The sequence below is a fragment of the Pseudomonas sp. HY13-MNA-CIBAN-0226 genome, assembly GCF_040310305.1.
In the GTDB taxonomy this organism is placed as follows: Bacteria; Pseudomonadota; Gammaproteobacteria; order Pseudomonadales; family Pseudomonadaceae; genus Aquipseudomonas; species Aquipseudomonas gregormendelii.
Genome location: NZ_JBEOPS010000024.1, coordinates 75,703 through 90,243 on the forward strand (window position 1 = coordinate 75,703; position 14,541 = coordinate 90,243).

The window sequence follows — 14,541 nt, forward strand, 5'->3', positions numbered from 1 at the left end:
TCAGGAGGTGCAGCGGCTGGATAACCCGGGGTGCAACAGCTGCCAACCGTGAAAAAGGTCTTGTAGCTGCTGCACTTCTGCATGATTGACGTCAGCTTAAAGCGGGTAGTGCGCCGGGTAATGCAGCTTCGCAACGCCGGTGTCGATAGCGGCCTTGGCCACTGCACCGGCTATTGCTCCGAGCAGGCGAGCATCGAGCGCTTTGGGGAGGATGTAATCGCGGCCAAACTCAAGTTTATCGACGTTGAATGCTTGCAGCACTTGCACCGGTGTCGGCTCTTTGGCCAATTGGCGCAGTGCTTCCACTGCCGCAATTTTCATCGCTTCGTTGATCCGGGTTGCGCGAACATCCAGCGTCCCGCGGAAAATGAACGGAAAGCCCAGAACGTTATTGACCTGGTTAGGGTAATCAGAGCGACCGGTCGCCATGATCAGGTCATCACGTGTGGCCATGGCCAGCTCGTAGCTGATTTCAGGGTCCGGGTTCGAGCAGGCAAACACGATCGGGTTAGGTGCCATCGCTGCCAATGCTTCTGCCGGGAGGAGATTGGCTCCAGACAGGCCGACAAACACGTCAGCACCGGTCATGGCTTCCATCAGCGTACGAGGGCCACCGTCGTTAACGAACTGTGCTTTGTATTGATTGAGGCCTTCCCGAGCGGAGTGGATAACACCGACACGATCGACCATGTATAGGTTGCTTTTTTGAGCGCCGAGACTAAGCAGCAGGCGCATGCAAGCAGTGGCAGCTGCACCGGCGCCGAGGCAAACAATTCTCGCATTACCCAGGGTTTTGCCCTGAATCTCAAGTGCATTGAGCATGCCGGCGGCAGTGACGATGGCCGTACCGTGTTGGTCGTCATGGAAGACTGGGATGCTGCACTGTTCGATCAGTGCTTCTTCGATTTCAAAACACTCAGGCGCTTTGATGTCTTCCAGGTTGATGCCACCAAAGGTGTCGGCAATGCGCACGACGGTCTCGATAAAGGCCTGGGAGCTCTCGGCATTGACTTCGATATCGATCGAATCGATTCCGGCGAAACGCTTGAACAGCAATGCTTTGCCTTCCATTACCGGCTTGCTGGCCAAGGGGCCTAGATTGCCGAGGCCCAGAATGGCCGTGCCGTTGGTGATCACGGCCACCAGATTGCCTTTACCGGTGAAGCGGTAAGCGTTCTCTGGATTCTTCGCAATTTCGCGTACGGGCTCCGCTACGCCTGGGCTGTAGGCCAGTGCGAGCTGGGCGGCTGTGTCGGCAGGCTTGGTCAGCGCGATGCTGATTTTTCCTGGGATTGGGAATTCGTGGTAATCCAGTGCAGCCTTCTTGAAGTCGGTAGTCATGCGAGCACCTAATTAGATGTTGATTACAATCACATGCTAACACTATTATAATGATAGGCAACGAGGTCCTGATCCACAGACCAGGATCAAATTGTCAGTTGCGCGCTGCTGATGAAGGGGTTTATCAGCCAGCGGACCCACTCTATTGGCCCTAAGACTTCAGGGTGGGCCTGTATCTATTGGTCAATAGAGATCCTCCTATGCTTGAACCCGTCTTAGGCCACCTTGTGTGGCCATTTTTTTTGCGCGCTCGAATGCCCTGCGCGTCAGACACTCAAGTCATGGGGTGAACGAGTGGCGCGGATGAGCGCGGTGTAGCGGATCAAAATAGCGGGGAGCGAAAGGGGAGGAGGCCATGATCAACCTTTACTGACATGATCGAACGCCTTGGGTGGAACAATCAAAAATGAACTTCGGCGGACTTGATACCCAGCTCTCGAAGCTCGCGGATCAGTTCATCGAGGTGTCCAAATGACTCAATTTCCTCATTGTCATTGACCAGAAAATAGCTTCTCCCGGCTTCCTTTTTAAAAAGAATGATCCACTCGTGTGTATTGGCCGGGTTGACTATCACATGCGTGTCGAAGTGCATGCCTTCACCGTGTTTGGTTTTGACGTCTTCGCGTTTCATTCGGGGTCTCCGGGCATATGTTGCTGCGCTCTCGACACTGTATCTACAGGGTCGCTGGTGTCGTAAGAGGCTAGGCCAATTGCTTTGGTATTATCACTACGTGTGAATAGTATGCACATGCCGCCAGCGTGAGGCTAGTCATGATTGCCATACGAGAAGCTTGGAAAGCGGGCTTGCTAGGGGCGCAAGCACTGGCTCCGAAATATCGTCTCGGGGGTCATAGTCGGCGTCGTGGCGTTACCCTTGGCCATGGCGTTTGCCATCGCCCCGGGCGTCAAGCCGGAGCAAGGAATCTACACGGCAATTGTTGGTGGCTTATTGGTTTCGCTTTTCGGCGGGAGTCGACTACAGATTGCCGGCCCTACTGAGGCGTTCATCGTCATTTTGGCCAGCGTGACAGCCAAGTACGGCATTGATGGCTTGCAGATCGCGACAATGATGGCGGGTGCAATATTGTTACTGCCGGCATCACCAAGCTTGGCGCACTTATCAAGTTCATTCCCGATCCCGTGATCGTTGGGTTCACCGCCGGCATCGGCGTGATCATTTGGGTCGGGCAGTGGAAAGACTTTTTGGGCTTGCCGATTCCTCAAGGACTGCCCAAAATTGGCCTTCCTGAAATAACGCTGCCGCAGATCATTGAATTGATTGGTCCTGCGTTCGCGATCGCGATGCTGGGGGCGATCGGGTCGCTGTTGTCTGCTGCTGTCGCCGACGGGATGGCCGGCACCAAACATGACTCCAATCAGGAGTTAATCGGACAAGGCATTGCCAGCCTGGTCACTCCTCTGTTGGGTGGCTTTGCTGCGACAGGCGCGATCGCTCGAACTGCGACCGACATCCGCAACGGCGGCAACAGCCCCATTGCGGGTTTTGCGCACGCCGTCACGTTGATCACTCTGCTCGAAGTTATTGAGCAGTGCGTAAACGCAGCATTGTCGTGAAGTTGTGTGAAGCCAACGAAAAAGTCCTTGGCAAGCTCGACAAGGCAGGGGTTCTTCAGGCACTCGGCTCACAGCATTATCATGCTGACTTCAGTGGTGCACTGGGCAGCTACTCCGAGCCACAGGGCTAGAGATAGGTGCAAGAGAGTAGAAGGAGCGATGAGCAGGCATTCGTCGTGCCCGCTCAGGCGCAGATGAATCACTTACCATTGGCCGCAGTTTTGCTTTTGGTGGCGTAGGACACGCCATGCGTCTCCAGATAGTCCCGAATAAGCTGACGAACGACCTGAGAGGGCGTCAGATCCTGAGACGCGCACAGCTCTTCAAGCGCTTTTTTCTTGACGGGATCAATGAGCACAGTTAGTCGTGCAGTCTTATTTTCCATGGAATTGCCAGTACCCTAAAACGGTCGATGTTAATCAAATTGTAATGGTCGGGGATTTATTTGTCACCGATTAGGTTCGTGACAGTTAACTAGATTGACCGTGATCAGAAAATGGCGACGGTACGCTTACCAGAAACGGGTAAATGAAGGGATAGATGGCCTCGCCCGAATCAATTGCCGATCTAGCCTCTGCTCCAGCTACCCCCGAATGCAGGCGCCCATCCAACGGCTTGGGAAACGTCGTCCGGATTTTTGGCTATTGCCAAGCAAGGCCGCGCGACCCCTGGGCTATACGCCATTGCCAGGTCACCTATCGTTTCGACCCGCACGCTTGATTCGACAGTGGTTTTTCCAAGTGGATAACCCTCATGACGATACGCGGCTGTGTCTATTGCCCTGTATTCATCGCTCGCCTCAGTTATGATTTTATTATCATGCTATGATAATGTGATTAGACCTAAATGTGAGTCTTTGAGGGTGCTTCATTTCAAGAACTTCTCCCATTTGCAGTACAGGCTGGTTCCGTAAATGAAGGTTTACCACGCTGGTTGGGTGATTTATTACTGTGAGTTGTCAGGCGTTGCAGCCTTCGCAGTGACTGGCACCCTGATGGCAGGGCGAAAATCGTTGGACTGGTTCGGTGTGATCACCATCAGTTTAGTCACCGCTTTAGGCGGCGGTGCCTTGCGTGACGTACTGATGGCACATTATCCGATCGAATGGGTTTCCAATGAGAATGGCTTTTTGGTAGGGGTTAGTGCTTCGCTAGGAACCATGATTTGGGCGAGGACCTTGAAAACCTTCAACGAGAGGGTGCTGTTGGTAGCCGATGCATTTGGATTGGCTGTATTTACGGTCAGAGGAACAGATATAGCTCTTCAGCAAAACCTCCCCCCCAGCATCGCAGTGATCATGGGTGTAGCTACCGCAGTCGCCGGGGGTGTGATGCGTGATGTGTTGTGTAACGAAATACCGTTGGTGTTTAAACGTGAGGTTTATGCATCCATCAGTATTTTGGGTGCAGTCGCCTACATCACGCTGTTGGATTTTCAGATTTCTCTTGAAGTGGCGTCTGCAATCGCCATTGCGTTCGTTTTTGTCAGCCGTATTGCCGCCATTCGTTGGAAATGGATGCTACCCAGGTTCCATGTAGTCGATTGATCTTGTTGCCTGGCCGACAAAGCTACGCTCTATAAGAAAACATGAGTGATGCTTAGTCATCTCTGCCCCCCCATCCTTGAGGCTGCACCTGCAGCCTTTTTTCCCTTCACCCTGTTTCCTCACGCAAGACATGGTTTGCGCGGGACAAATGGTGGTACGCGTTGCCCATTCAGGGCACCGCGAGGCCGTGATCCAGTTACCCGAGACGCTACATCCTGCGCTGTGGCTCGGCGGCGACGGTTGAGCTCTACGGGCAAACCCGCGTGCAGGCAGCGTCCGTTTAGGCCAGCTGACTGTGGTTCGCACCTTCAGTCTGGCACTCAAGATGCCGAAGTGAGGAAGAGTCCATCCCATTGCTTTTGGCCGACTCTTGCCTGTCGCGAAGGGCAGCAATTGAAGCAGGCCCTCGACGTCGCGGTGGCACAACCCAGGTATATCCGTACCTGGGTTATGGTGATGCCACGCAGTCTGAATCCAATTCAGGGACAATTGGCGAAGACCAATACCCTAACGGATTACCAGAACTTGAACGTGTAAGCGACGATCAGGCGATTTTCGTCGACATCCGTCGTTTCGCTTCCGCGATAAGTGACGTTGCGCCAGCGCAGGCTCAGGTTTCGTAAAGGCCCACTCTGGATCACGTAGCCGATGTCGGTATTACGCTCCCACTCTTTGGCGGCAACCCCTCGAATATCGAAATCATCGCCTCGCATGTAGCGGGTCATCAGGGTGAGCCCGGGGATGCCCAGGACGGCAAAGTCAAAGTCATAACGCAGTTGCCATGAGTCTTCTTTGGCGCGGACGAAGGGCTGGTAAGTGCCGTTGTTCAAGGCCCATGGGTCGGCGACCAACAGGTAGGGCAGGCCAGTGTCGCCGCGCTGGTTCTGATAGCCCAGGCCCAGGGAGTGGCCGCGGCTGCTCAAGGTGAACATGCTGCCCAGGTAGCGGTTATCGACGTTGGTCCGGCCCTCATCAGCGCTGCCGAAGTAGCGCAGGTCGGCCTTCAAGTTGACGCTTTCGCTTAAAGGCGTCTTGTACAGAAGACTGGCGGCATTCTGGCTGTAGTTGTCCTTCAGTTCGGCACGATAAAACGTAGCACTTAGGTTGGGCAGGAAGGCGTAGGTCACTCCGCCATAGTTGAAGCGGTCGGTGGGCACGCCGCCGGTGGAACCGTCGGCCGCCATGCGCAGGTCTTCGTAGTCGGACGAGTCGCGCTGATGGGCCTGGCGAAATTGCCCGGCAGTGAGGCTCAGGTTCTGAATGTCGGTGGAGACGACCTGGCCACCCCGATAGGTTTGTGGCAGCAGGCGCGTGTCATTGCGAAACAGTACCGGCATCACCGGTTCGTGGTCGCCGAGGGTAACCAGGGTCTTGGCGACCTTGAGCTTGGCGGTCGGTGCCAGGAAGCTGTACTCATCGACGGGTTCGCCGGTCCGTTGATTGCGCTGCAGCACGCCGGTCCCGCTGCTGCCGCCACCGGAGTCGAGCTTGACGCCGACCAGCCCCAGTACATCCAGGCCTACACCAACCGTCCCTTCGGTGAATCCCGAATTGCCGCGCAGGATGAAGCCTTGTGCCCAGTCTTCAGCTTTGCTTTGCGGTTTCCCGTCATGGCGCGGGCCATCAAACAGACCCGCATCGCGGTAGTCGCGGTTCATGTAGAAATTGCGTGTTTCCAAGCTCAGATGACTGTCGCCGAGCAGGTCCGCCTGGGCCTGGGTGGTGAGCAATAACGCCGAGACAAAAGGGACTTTCAAGAAATACCGGGCACGAGTCGGCCCGGCCAGATGCCCGGTGACGGGATTGGCTGTACGCATGATGAGAAGTTCCTGCCTGCTGTGAGTAGTTGTTGTTCAGCAGCCCCGCACAGGGGCTTTCAGGTTTTCATGAACAGTGACGCTTCGGCGAGGGCAGGAAGGATGGGGTCAGCCTATTGCGCCTCGTCGTCTTGCTGCTCGTTGCCGAGCGATATGGCCGCCATGTCGTCTTGTAGTTTGTTGAGAAAATGCAGCAGGCTGATGCCGTCGTCGAAACTGAAGCTTTTCAGGCCCTGCTCGTAAAACGTCTGGATCCGCTCCTGCAATGAATCCCAGAACGCCTTTCCGGTGTCAGTCAATTGCACCAGGCGCGCGCGCCCGTCGTCCGGGTGCGGCACGCGCAGCACATGGTTGTCGCGCTCCATGCGCTTGAGCACGCCGTCCAGGCTTTGTCGGCTGACGACCAGGTACTCGGTCAGTTCAAAGAACGAGATACCGCCTTCATAGCCTTGGCGTGAAAGTGCGCCAAGCACGGCCCATTGCACCGTGCTGATGCCCATTTCTTTCTGGACCTGCCTTTGCAGGACGTTGCCGGTCTGGAACAACCGGAAAAACAACCTGTTCGGGACGGATCGGGTGTCGCTGTTGTTCATGGATGCTCCTTGTCGGCTCCGTGAGGTCAAGCGCGGTTGCATGAGCGCCCGGCCTGGTAGAGCAGGCAGGGCGTCAATGGGGGACAAACTCACGGGCAATGATATTTTTCATGATCTGCGCGGTGCCGTCACCGATTTGCAGGCCAAGTACATCGCGCAAGCGCTGGGCAAACGGCAGATCCTCACCGTAACCAGTGTGCCCGTGGGCCAGCAAACACTGCTTGACCACATCGAATGCGAGCTTCGGCCCCCACCATTTGTTCATGGCCGCCTCGGCATTGTGCGGCATCTTATTATCCTTGAGCCACAAGGCGTAATAACACTGCAGGCGCGCAGCATGCACGTAGGTCTGCAATTCTGCCAGAGGGTGAGTCAAGCCCTGGAAGGTTGACAAGGCCTGGCCAAAGGCCTTGCGCTCGGTCAGCCACTGCCAGGTTTCATCCAGCGACTGCTGGGCCAGGGCCAGGCACTGCAGGCCGATCAGGGCGCGGCTGTAATCGAAGCCTTGCATGACTTGCTTGAAGCCCTTGTTTTCATCGCCCAGGCGATGGTTGACCGGTACCTGGACGTTGTCGAAAAAAATCGAGCCGCGACCGATGGCGCGCTCGCCGGTATCTTCGAAACGCGTGGTGCTGATGCCCGGCAGGTCCATCGGTACAAGAAAGGCACTGATGCCGCTGGCGCGTTGTTCCACGGTGCCGGTGCGGGCGAAGACCACGGCGACATCAGCCTGGTCGGCCATGGAAATGGAGGTTTTCTCGCCGTTCAGCACATAGACATCGCCCTTGAGCTCGGCCTTCAGGCGCAGGCTGGCGGCATCCGATCCGCCGCTGGGTTCGGTCAGGGCGATGCAGGCAACCTTGCGCCCGGCGGTCATTTCGCCCAGCCATTCTCGGGCCAGCGAGGACTCGGCGTATTGGGCGATGATCTGGCCGTTGAGCGAAGTCAGCAGCGGGATATACGCCACATTGAAGTCGCCACGGGCCAGTTCTTCGATGATCAGGCCGGCGGTGACGCAGTCCAGGTCGCTGCCGCCGAAGGCTGCCGGCAGTTCGCCGCCGAGCAGCCCCATTTCGCCCATTTGCGCAATGACTTCACGCTCGATGCGGCCCTCGCGATCACGCTGACGGTAACCGGGGGCGAGGACGTCGGCGCTGAATCGTGCAACGCTTTCGCGGATGGCATTTTGTTGTTCTGTGAAGGCGAAATTCATGATGCTCTCCAGGACATTCAGGTGCTGTGCCGGCAACGGGATGGCTGCCGGCACAGGGCTCACTTGTAGAACTTGCGGAACTCGGGCTTGCGCTTTTCCTTGAAGGCTGCGACACCTTCCTTGGATTCTTCGGTGTCGTAGTACAGGCTCAGGGCTTGCATGCCAAGGCCACCGATACCGCCGATGTTGGCGCTGTCGGCATTGAACGAGCGCTTGGCGATGGACAGGGCGGTCGGGCTCTTCTCGAGAATCTCCTCGCACCACTTCTGCACTTCTTCATCGAGCTGCTCGTGAGGCACCACGGCGTTGACCAAGCCCCAGTCCAGTGCCTGTTGGGCGCTGTACTTGCGGCACAGGTACCAGATCTCGCGGGCACGTTTTTCGCCAATCAGGCGAGACAGGTACGCGGTGCCGTAACCCGGATCGACCGAGCCGACCTTGGGGCCGACCTGGCCGAATACGGCTTTGTCGGAGGCGATGCTCAGGTCGCAGACCACGTGCAATACGTGCCCGCCGCCGATGGCAAAGCCGTTGACCCGGGCGATCACCGGCTTGGGCACTTCGCGGATCAGGTTCTGCAACTCTTCGACCGGCAGGCCGATCAAGCCGCGACCGTCGTACTGTCCTTCATGGGCGCCCTGGTCGCCGCCTGTGCAGAAAGCCTTGTCGCCAGCGCCAGTGAAGACGATGACGCCGATTTCCTTGTTCCAGCCGGCGCGGTTGAAGGCGTCGAGCAACTCCATGCAGGTCTGGCCGCGGAACGCGTTGTAGCGCTCCGGGCGGTTGATGGTGATGGTGGCGACGCCGTTGAGTTCCTGGTAGAGGATGTCTTCGTAGTTCATTGCAATAACTCCTGGTAGTGGGTCGTCGGGCTTAGCCGGCCATCGTCAGTCCGCCGGACACGCTGATCACTTGTCCGGTGATGAAGTTGGCATCGTCGCTGGCGAGTAGGGCGATGATGCCCGGGTAGTCTTCGGGCTGGCCGAGGCGACGCATCGGTACGGCATTCTTGAACGCTTCCAGAAGCTTTTCCGGGTTGCTGGAGGTTTCGGCCACGCTCTTGAGCAGCGCAGTGTCGGTCGGGCCGGGGCAGACCACGTTGACGTTGATGTTCTTGGTCGCCAGTTCCCGCGCCAGGGTTTTACTCAAGCCCACCAGGCCCGCCTTGCAGGCCGCGTACACGGCCTCGCCCGAGGAGCCGACGCGGGCGGCATCGGAAGCGATGTTGATGACTTTGCCGCCACCGGCCTCAAGCATTTTCGGCAACACCACGTGATGCATGTTCAGGGCACCGGTCAGGTTGATCGCAATCAGCTGCTCCCACTGTTTGGGCTCGGTCTTGAGGAAGGGCATGAAACGGTCGAAACCGGCGTTGTTGACCAGAACCGTCGGTACGCCCAGGTCTTTTTCGATCGAGGCCACGGTGTCGGTGATGGCGGCGTAATCGGCGATGTCGGCGGCGTAGGCAACCGCTTCGCCACCGGCTTCGCGGATCAGGTCGACGGTGGTTTGCGCGGCGGCGCTGTCGCGATCGAGCACGGCAACCAGGCTGCCTTCGGCGGCGAAACGCTGGCAGACGGCGCGACCGATGCCACCGCCACCGCCGGTGATGATCACGGTTTTTCCACTAAGGCCTTTCATAGGGGCATTCTCCAAGTCAGTTGTAATGCATGATTCGAGTGAGTGCGTCAGCGGCGCCTGACCGGGTCGATGCGAATGCTCGCGGCCCGCTCATGCAGTTTGAATTTCTGGATTTTTCCGGACGGTGTGCGGGGCAGGGCAGGCAGCACTTCCAGGTATTCGGGCAAGTAGTTGCGCGACAGGTGGTGTTCGACCAGGAAGGCCACGGCGTCTTCGAGGCTCAGGTCCGTATAACCGCCATGCAAGGTGACGTAGGCACAGACACGTTCACCGAGACGCTCGTCGGGGCAGCCGACCAGTGCCACCGCCGAAATGGCCGGGTGCTTGTAGAGCAGGTTCTCGACCTCCACTACCGGGATGTTTTCGCCGCCACGAATGACCACATCCTTGGTCCGCCCGGTGATGCGGATATAGCCCTGGTCATCCATGCGGGCCAGGTCACCGGTGGCGAACCAGCCCTGGGCATCGACGCTATAAAGATCGGGGCGCTTGAGGTAACCGACGAACAGGCTGGCGCCGCGGACTTGCAGATGACCTTCGCTGCCAGCTGGAATCTCAAGCCCGGCATCGTCGACCACCCGTACTGCCACCAGGGGCAGGGCCACGCCGTCGGTGAAAATGGCTCGCTGGGGATCGTCTTGCGGGCGGGTCATGGTGACGGCACCGGTTTCGGTCATGCCCCAGGCCGAGACGATTTTCGCGTTGAGGCTGTTGCCCGCCTTTTCCACCAGGTTTTCCGGAATCGGCGCGCCCGCCGAGACAAAAATCCGCAGGCTCGACAGCGCATCACGATGCTCAGGCGCAAGCTCGATCAGGTCGGCGAGAAAAGGTGTCGACGCCATCGTGAAGGTCGGGCGCTCGGCGGCGATGATCTTCAGCGCGGTGTGCGCATCCCAGACATCCTGCAATACCGCTGACGCACCGAGGTAGATGGGCATCAGCATGCCGTACAGGAAACCGGTCTGATGCGCCATGGGTGAGGCCATGAAGATGATGTCGTCGCGGCCTAGCGCCAGGCGTTCGGCGTAGGGGCCGACGTTGTTCAGCAGGGTGCTGGAGGTATGCAGCACGCCCTTGGGCTCGCCGGTGGTGCCGGAGGTAAAGAGCAGCTGGACGATGTCATCGGCATGGGGGTGGCGCTGGGCAAACAGGCTCTGGGTATCGCAGCGTGTTTCCCATTCCTGGTTCAGCAGTTGCTGTTCAAAGCTGTTGTCGCCGTCAGCACCGATCACCAGTACGTGGCGCAGTTCCGGCAGTTCTGCGCGCAGGCCTTCCACCATGCCGGCGTAATCGAACCCCCGGAAGCGTTGCGGCACTATCAGCAAGTGACTGCGGGCGTGGTCGAGCATGAAGCGCAACTCGCGCTCACGAAAGATCGGCATCAGCGGATTGAACACCGCACCGAGGCGGGCGCAGGCCAGGAGCAAGGCGGTCATCTGCCAGCAGTTCGGTAACTGGCAAGACACCACGCCGCCTTTTTCCACACCCATGGCGGCCATCCCGGCTGCCATGCGAGTGACCACTGTATTCAGCTCGGCGTAGGTAAACGAGACAGGACTGTCCTCACCCGCCTGATAGCTGGTCAGGGCGAGGTCATCTGCGCCTCGGACAAGCTGCGTGCTCCATAAATCTGTAATGGACATGTCATTATGCGCACTAGTTCTGGAATGACGATCTGGTGGTGAGCCTGTGCAGATATTCATTTCGAGGTCGACTCTTCAGGGTTGCAGTTATTGTTTTCATTGAATCTGGATGTGCCCTTTCGATGTGCTGAAGATAATGCTTTGAAAATTAATATGTCAACATGTTGTCTTTATATTTTTCGGTGGATATAGTCGAAGCCAGCCCCGAATAACAAGAGGTAGGTGACATGGCTTTCCTGAACATCCTTGTCGAACAGCGAGCGGCCGTTGGCCTGATCCGCCTTAATCGCCCGGCCGTCTACAACGCGCTCAACGACGCCTTGATGATCGAGCTGGGCCAGGCGTTGCTTGCCTTCGAGGCCGACGAGCAGATTCGAGCCATCGTCATTACCGGCAACGACAAAGCCTTCGCGGCCGGCGCCGACCTCAGCGAATTGCAGTTCAAGGGCTTTGCCGATGTGTACCTGGAGAATTTCGTCACGGCCAACTGGGAAACCGTCACTCGCTGCCGCAAACCGGTGATTGCAGCGGTTGCCGGTCTGGCACTGGGCGGTGGCTGCGAGCTGGCGATGATGTGCGACATGATTATCGCCGCCGACAACGCCCGTTTTGGGCAGCCCGAAGTCAAGGTAGGCACGTTGCCCGGTGCCGGTGGTACCCAACGGCTGACCCGGGCCATCGGCAAGGCCAAGGCCATGGACTTGTGCCTGACCGGGCGCTTCATGGAGGTCGATGAGGCCGAGCGCCTGGGATTGATCAGCCGTGTGGTACCCCTGGCCGATCTGCTCGATGAAGCGTTGGCCGTGGCTGCGCAAATCGCCGGTCACCCGGCCATTGCGGTAAAGCTGAATAAGGAGGCGGTCAATCGCGCTTTCGAAACCACGCTGGCCGAGGGTGTGCAGTTCGAGCGGCGCTTGATGCACGCCAGCTTCGCCAGTCAGGACCAGAAGGAAGGCATGCAGGCCTTCGCGCAGAAGCGCAAGCCAGTGTGGACCCATCGCTGATTCCCGCGATTGATGGACCAGCAACATACAAACAACAAGAGCAATAGGAGCTGTCCGATGACTTCAGTCGTGCAACTGACCCGCGAGGGCGGCGTGGCCCTGATCCTGGTCAACAACCCGCCGGTCAATGCCTTGGGCCACGCCGTACGCGCCGGGCTGCTGGCAGCCTTCATGGAGGCGCAGCGCGACGAGCAGGTCGAGTTGATCATGCTCTGTTGCGCAGGGAAGACTTTTATCGCCGGTGCTGATATTCGCGAGTTCGGCCAGCCTGCCCAAGCGCCGATCCTGCAAGAACTGACCCTGGCAATTGAAAACTGCAACAAGCCTGTGCTGGCGGTGTTGCACGGATCAGTGCTGGGCGGCGGACTGGAAGTTGCCCTGGCGTGTCATTACCGCATTGCCAACGGCGCCACCCGGCTTGGCTTGCCCGAAACCCGCCTGGGTCTGTTGCCCGGTGGTGGCGGCACCCAGCGCCTGCCGCGCCTGGTAGGTGTGGCCACAGCGCTGGAGATGATCATCGGAGGAGAGCCGATCGAGGCGCTACAAGCGCTGGATCTTGGCCTTGTCGATGCTCTGTACAGCGACGAGCCGCTGGTTGCTGGCCTCAAGCATGCCCGGCAACTGCTGGCCGAAAAGGCCCCCGTGCGGCGCGTTGGCCAGGCTGCGGTGCCCACTGAACCTGCCGAGGCGAACGCCTTGTTTGCCGCGCAGCGCAGCGACATCGCCCGCACTCGGCCCGATTCTTTTTCAGCGCCGCGCTGCGTCGCCGCGATCGAGGCGGCGACCCGGCTGCCCTTGATCGAAGGCCTTCAACATGAGCGCGCGCTGTTTCTCGAATGCATGGCCTCACCCCAGCGCGCGGCGCTGATCGAAGACTTCTTTGCCCGGCGCCAGGCGGCCAAGAACCGCCAGAGCTGAACCCGCGGCCAGCCTGGTGTTGGCCTGACCATCGATCGAGGACTTTGCATGGACATTCACTACACACCTGCCGAACTTGAGTTCCGCACTGAGGTGCGCGCCTTTCTTCGTGACGCGCTGCCGGCAGACATCGCCACCAAAGTTCGCCTGGGCAAGCGTCTGAGCAAAGAAGACCACCAACGCTGGCAGCGGATCCTCGCCCGGCGCGGCTGGTACGCAGCCAATTGGCCAAGGGCCTTTGGAGGCACTGGCTGGGGCGTGGTGCAAAAACACATTTTCGAAGAGGAATGCGCCGCCTTCGGTGCGCCGCGCCTGATCTCCTTCGGCGTCAACATGGTTGCGCCGGTGATCATGAAGTTCGGCAGCCCAGTGCAGCAGGCGCATTACCTGCCGCGGATTCTGTCCGGCGAAGACTGGTGGTGCCAGGGCTATTCCGAACCGGGCGCAGGCTCGGACCTGGCCAGCCTCAAGACCCGCGCCGTGCGTCAGGGCGACCACTATGTGGTCAACGGCCAGAAAACCTGGACCACCCTGGGCCAGCACGCCAACATGATTTTCTGCCTGGTGCGCACCGACAGCGAAGCCCAGCAGCAGCGGGGCATTTCCTTCCTGCTGATCGATATGACCACGCCCGGTATCAGCGTGCGGCCGATCATCACCCTTGAAGGCGAGCACGAAGTCAACGAAGTCTTCTTCGACAACGTCCGCGTACCGCTGGAAAACCTGGTGGGTGAAGAGAATCAGGGCTGGACCTGCGCCAAGTACCTGCTTACCCACGAGCGCACCGGGCAGGCCGGCATCGGCCAGTCCAAGGCCGCACTGGCACACCTCAAGCAGGTCGCCGAGCAGGAGCTGCGCAACGGTCGGCCGTTGCTGGACGACCCGCAGTTTCGCTTGCAGGTCGCCGAAGTGGAAATTCAGCTGCTGGCCATCGAGATGAGCACCCTGCGCATCCTCGCCGCAGCCCAGGCCGGCGGGGTTCCGGGCGCCGAAAGTTCGATCCTGAAGATCAAGGGTTCGGAAATCCGCCAAGCCATCAGCCACTTGCTGCGCAAGGCGCTGGGCGCCAAGGCGTTGCCTTTCGTCGAAGCGGAACTGCATGACGATTTTGCCGGAACCCCATTGCACACCGACTACAGCGCCGCCCCCGCCAGCCAGTATTTCAATCTGCGCAAGCTGTCTATCTACGGCGGCTCCAATGAAATTCAAAAGAACATCATCGCCAAGATGATTCTTGAGCTTTAAGGAGG

The 14,541-nt window shown here is 58.6% G+C and carries 13 protein-coding genes and 2 pseudogenes; 6 read left to right on the forward strand and 9 right to left on the reverse strand.

Going from position 1 to position 14,541, the window contains the following annotated elements; genetic code table 11:
- Positions 1-96: 96 nt before the first annotated feature.
- The gene (locus AAEZ05_RS23850) at positions 97-1,341 is read right to left on the reverse strand and encodes a malic enzyme-like NAD(P)-binding protein (RefSeq protein WP_045060685.1); all 1,245 of its coding nucleotides are present in this window, start codon (positions 1,339-1,341) and stop codon (positions 97-99) included.
- Positions 1,342-1,741: 400 nt separating this feature from the next.
- The gene (locus AAEZ05_RS23855) at positions 1,742-1,972 is read right to left on the reverse strand and encodes a hypothetical protein (protein ID WP_045060686.1); all 231 of its coding nucleotides are present in this window, start codon (positions 1,970-1,972) and stop codon (positions 1,742-1,744) included.
- A gap of 140 nt (positions 1,973-2,112) precedes the next feature.
- Here AAEZ05_RS23855 and AAEZ05_RS23860 point away from each other — a divergent pair.
- Positions 2,113-2,877, forward strand: a pseudogene (locus AAEZ05_RS23860) (SulP family inorganic anion transporter); the annotation flags it as partial.
- A 238-nt stretch (positions 2,878-3,115) separates the two neighbouring features.
- Here the strand turns inward: AAEZ05_RS23860 and AAEZ05_RS23865 are convergent.
- Positions 3,116-3,301 (reverse strand): ribbon-helix-helix protein, encoded by a 186-nt coding sequence (locus tag AAEZ05_RS23865; protein WP_045060687.1) that lies wholly within the window; start codon positions 3,299-3,301, stop codon positions 3,116-3,118.
- Between the two features lie 528 nt (positions 3,302-3,829).
- On the opposite strand from AAEZ05_RS23865, the gene AAEZ05_RS23870 reads away from it, so the two are divergent.
- On the forward strand, positions 3,830-4,462 hold the full coding sequence (locus tag AAEZ05_RS23870) for a trimeric intracellular cation channel family protein (RefSeq protein WP_350649186.1): 633 nt from the start codon (positions 3,830-3,832) through the stop codon (positions 4,460-4,462).
- A gap of 130 nt (positions 4,463-4,592) precedes the next feature.
- Positions 4,593-4,716 (forward strand): annotated as a pseudogene (locus AAEZ05_RS30860) (efflux RND transporter periplasmic adaptor subunit); the annotation flags it as partial.
- 261 nt (positions 4,717-4,977) lie between these two features.
- Here AAEZ05_RS30860 and AAEZ05_RS23875 read toward each other — a convergent pair.
- The 6 genes from AAEZ05_RS23875 to AAEZ05_RS23900 form a co-directional block, all read right to left on the reverse strand.
- Positions 4,978-6,279 carry an OprD family porin gene (locus tag AAEZ05_RS23875; protein WP_350649188.1) on the reverse strand — a complete coding sequence of 434 codons (1,302 nt, stop codon included), beginning with the start codon at positions 6,277-6,279 and terminating at the stop codon, positions 4,978-4,980.
- Positions 6,280-6,392: 113 nt separating this feature from the next.
- Positions 6,393-6,872: a MarR family winged helix-turn-helix transcriptional regulator gene (locus AAEZ05_RS23880; protein WP_045060689.1), complete on the reverse strand. Its 480-nt coding sequence runs from the start codon at positions 6,870-6,872 to the stop codon at positions 6,393-6,395.
- 73 nt (positions 6,873-6,945) lie between these two features.
- Positions 6,946-8,085 (reverse strand): cyclohexanecarboxyl-CoA dehydrogenase, encoded by a 1,140-nt coding sequence (gene aliB, locus AAEZ05_RS23885; RefSeq protein WP_045060718.1) that lies wholly within the window; start codon positions 8,083-8,085, stop codon positions 6,946-6,948.
- Between the two features lie 59 nt (positions 8,086-8,144).
- The gene (locus AAEZ05_RS23890) at positions 8,145-8,927 is read right to left on the reverse strand and encodes an enoyl-CoA hydratase-related protein (RefSeq protein ID WP_019689441.1); all 783 of its coding nucleotides are present in this window, start codon (positions 8,925-8,927) and stop codon (positions 8,145-8,147) included.
- Positions 8,928-8,958: 31 nt separating this feature from the next.
- Entirely contained in the window at positions 8,959-9,726 is a 768-nt protein-coding gene (locus AAEZ05_RS23895) for an SDR family NAD(P)-dependent oxidoreductase (protein ID WP_350649190.1), read from the reverse strand.
- Between the two features lie 47 nt (positions 9,727-9,773).
- Positions 9,774-11,369 (reverse strand): AMP-binding protein, encoded by a 1,596-nt coding sequence (locus tag AAEZ05_RS23900; protein ID WP_350649192.1) that lies wholly within the window; start codon positions 11,367-11,369, stop codon positions 9,774-9,776.
- A gap of 227 nt (positions 11,370-11,596) precedes the next feature.
- Between AAEZ05_RS23900 and AAEZ05_RS23905 the strand changes: the two genes are divergently transcribed.
- Genes AAEZ05_RS23905 through AAEZ05_RS23915 form a run of 3 tightly spaced genes read left to right on the forward strand, consistent with a single transcriptional unit; the run spans position 11,597 to position 14,536 of the window.
- The gene (locus AAEZ05_RS23905; protein WP_045060692.1) at positions 11,597-12,373 is read left to right on the forward strand and encodes an enoyl-CoA hydratase; all 777 of its coding nucleotides are present in this window, start codon (positions 11,597-11,599) and stop codon (positions 12,371-12,373) included.
- Between the two features lie 57 nt (positions 12,374-12,430).
- The gene (locus AAEZ05_RS23910) at positions 12,431-13,291 is read left to right on the forward strand and encodes an enoyl-CoA hydratase-related protein (RefSeq protein ID WP_350598246.1); all 861 of its coding nucleotides are present in this window, start codon (positions 12,431-12,433) and stop codon (positions 13,289-13,291) included.
- A gap of 48 nt (positions 13,292-13,339) precedes the next feature.
- The gene (locus AAEZ05_RS23915) at positions 13,340-14,536 is read left to right on the forward strand and encodes an acyl-CoA dehydrogenase family protein (RefSeq protein ID WP_045060694.1); all 1,197 of its coding nucleotides are present in this window, start codon (positions 13,340-13,342) and stop codon (positions 14,534-14,536) included.
- Positions 14,537-14,541: the final 5 nt, after the last annotated feature.

Coding starts and splice junctions, on each gene's coding strand:
- AAEZ05_RS23850 (WP_045060685.1), bottom strand. CDS start 1,341: ATGACTACCGACTTCAAGAAGGCTGCACTGGATTACCACGAATTCCCA.
- AAEZ05_RS23855 (WP_045060686.1), bottom strand. CDS start 1,972: ATGAAACGCGAAGACGTCAAAACCAAACACGGTGAAGGCATGCACTTC.
- AAEZ05_RS23865 (WP_045060687.1), bottom strand. CDS start 3,301: ATGGAAAATAAGACTGCACGACTAACTGTGCTCATTGATCCCGTCAAG.
- AAEZ05_RS23870 (WP_350649186.1), top strand. CDS start 3,830: ATGAAGGTTTACCACGCTGGTTGGGTGATTTATTACTGTGAGTTGTCA.
- AAEZ05_RS23875 (WP_350649188.1), bottom strand. CDS start 6,279: ATGCGTACAGCCAATCCCGTCACCGGGCATCTGGCCGGGCCGACTCGT.
- AAEZ05_RS23880 (WP_045060689.1), bottom strand. CDS start 6,872: ATGAACAACAGCGACACCCGATCCGTCCCGAACAGGTTGTTTTTCCGG.
- aliB (WP_045060718.1), bottom strand. CDS start 8,085: ATGAATTTCGCCTTCACAGAACAACAAAATGCCATCCGCGAAAGCGTT.
- AAEZ05_RS23890 (WP_019689441.1), bottom strand. CDS start 8,927: ATGAACTACGAAGACATCCTCTACCAGGAACTCAACGGCGTCGCCACC.
- AAEZ05_RS23895 (WP_350649190.1), bottom strand. CDS start 9,726: ATGAAAGGCCTTAGTGGAAAAACCGTGATCATCACCGGCGGTGGCGGT.
- AAEZ05_RS23900 (WP_350649192.1), bottom strand. CDS start 11,369: ATGTCCATTACAGATTTATGGAGCACGCAGCTTGTCCGAGGCGCAGAT.
- AAEZ05_RS23905 (WP_045060692.1), top strand. CDS start 11,597: ATGGCTTTCCTGAACATCCTTGTCGAACAGCGAGCGGCCGTTGGCCTG.
- AAEZ05_RS23910 (WP_350598246.1), top strand. CDS start 12,431: ATGACTTCAGTCGTGCAACTGACCCGCGAGGGCGGCGTGGCCCTGATC.
- AAEZ05_RS23915 (WP_045060694.1), top strand. CDS start 13,340: ATGGACATTCACTACACACCTGCCGAACTTGAGTTCCGCACTGAGGTG.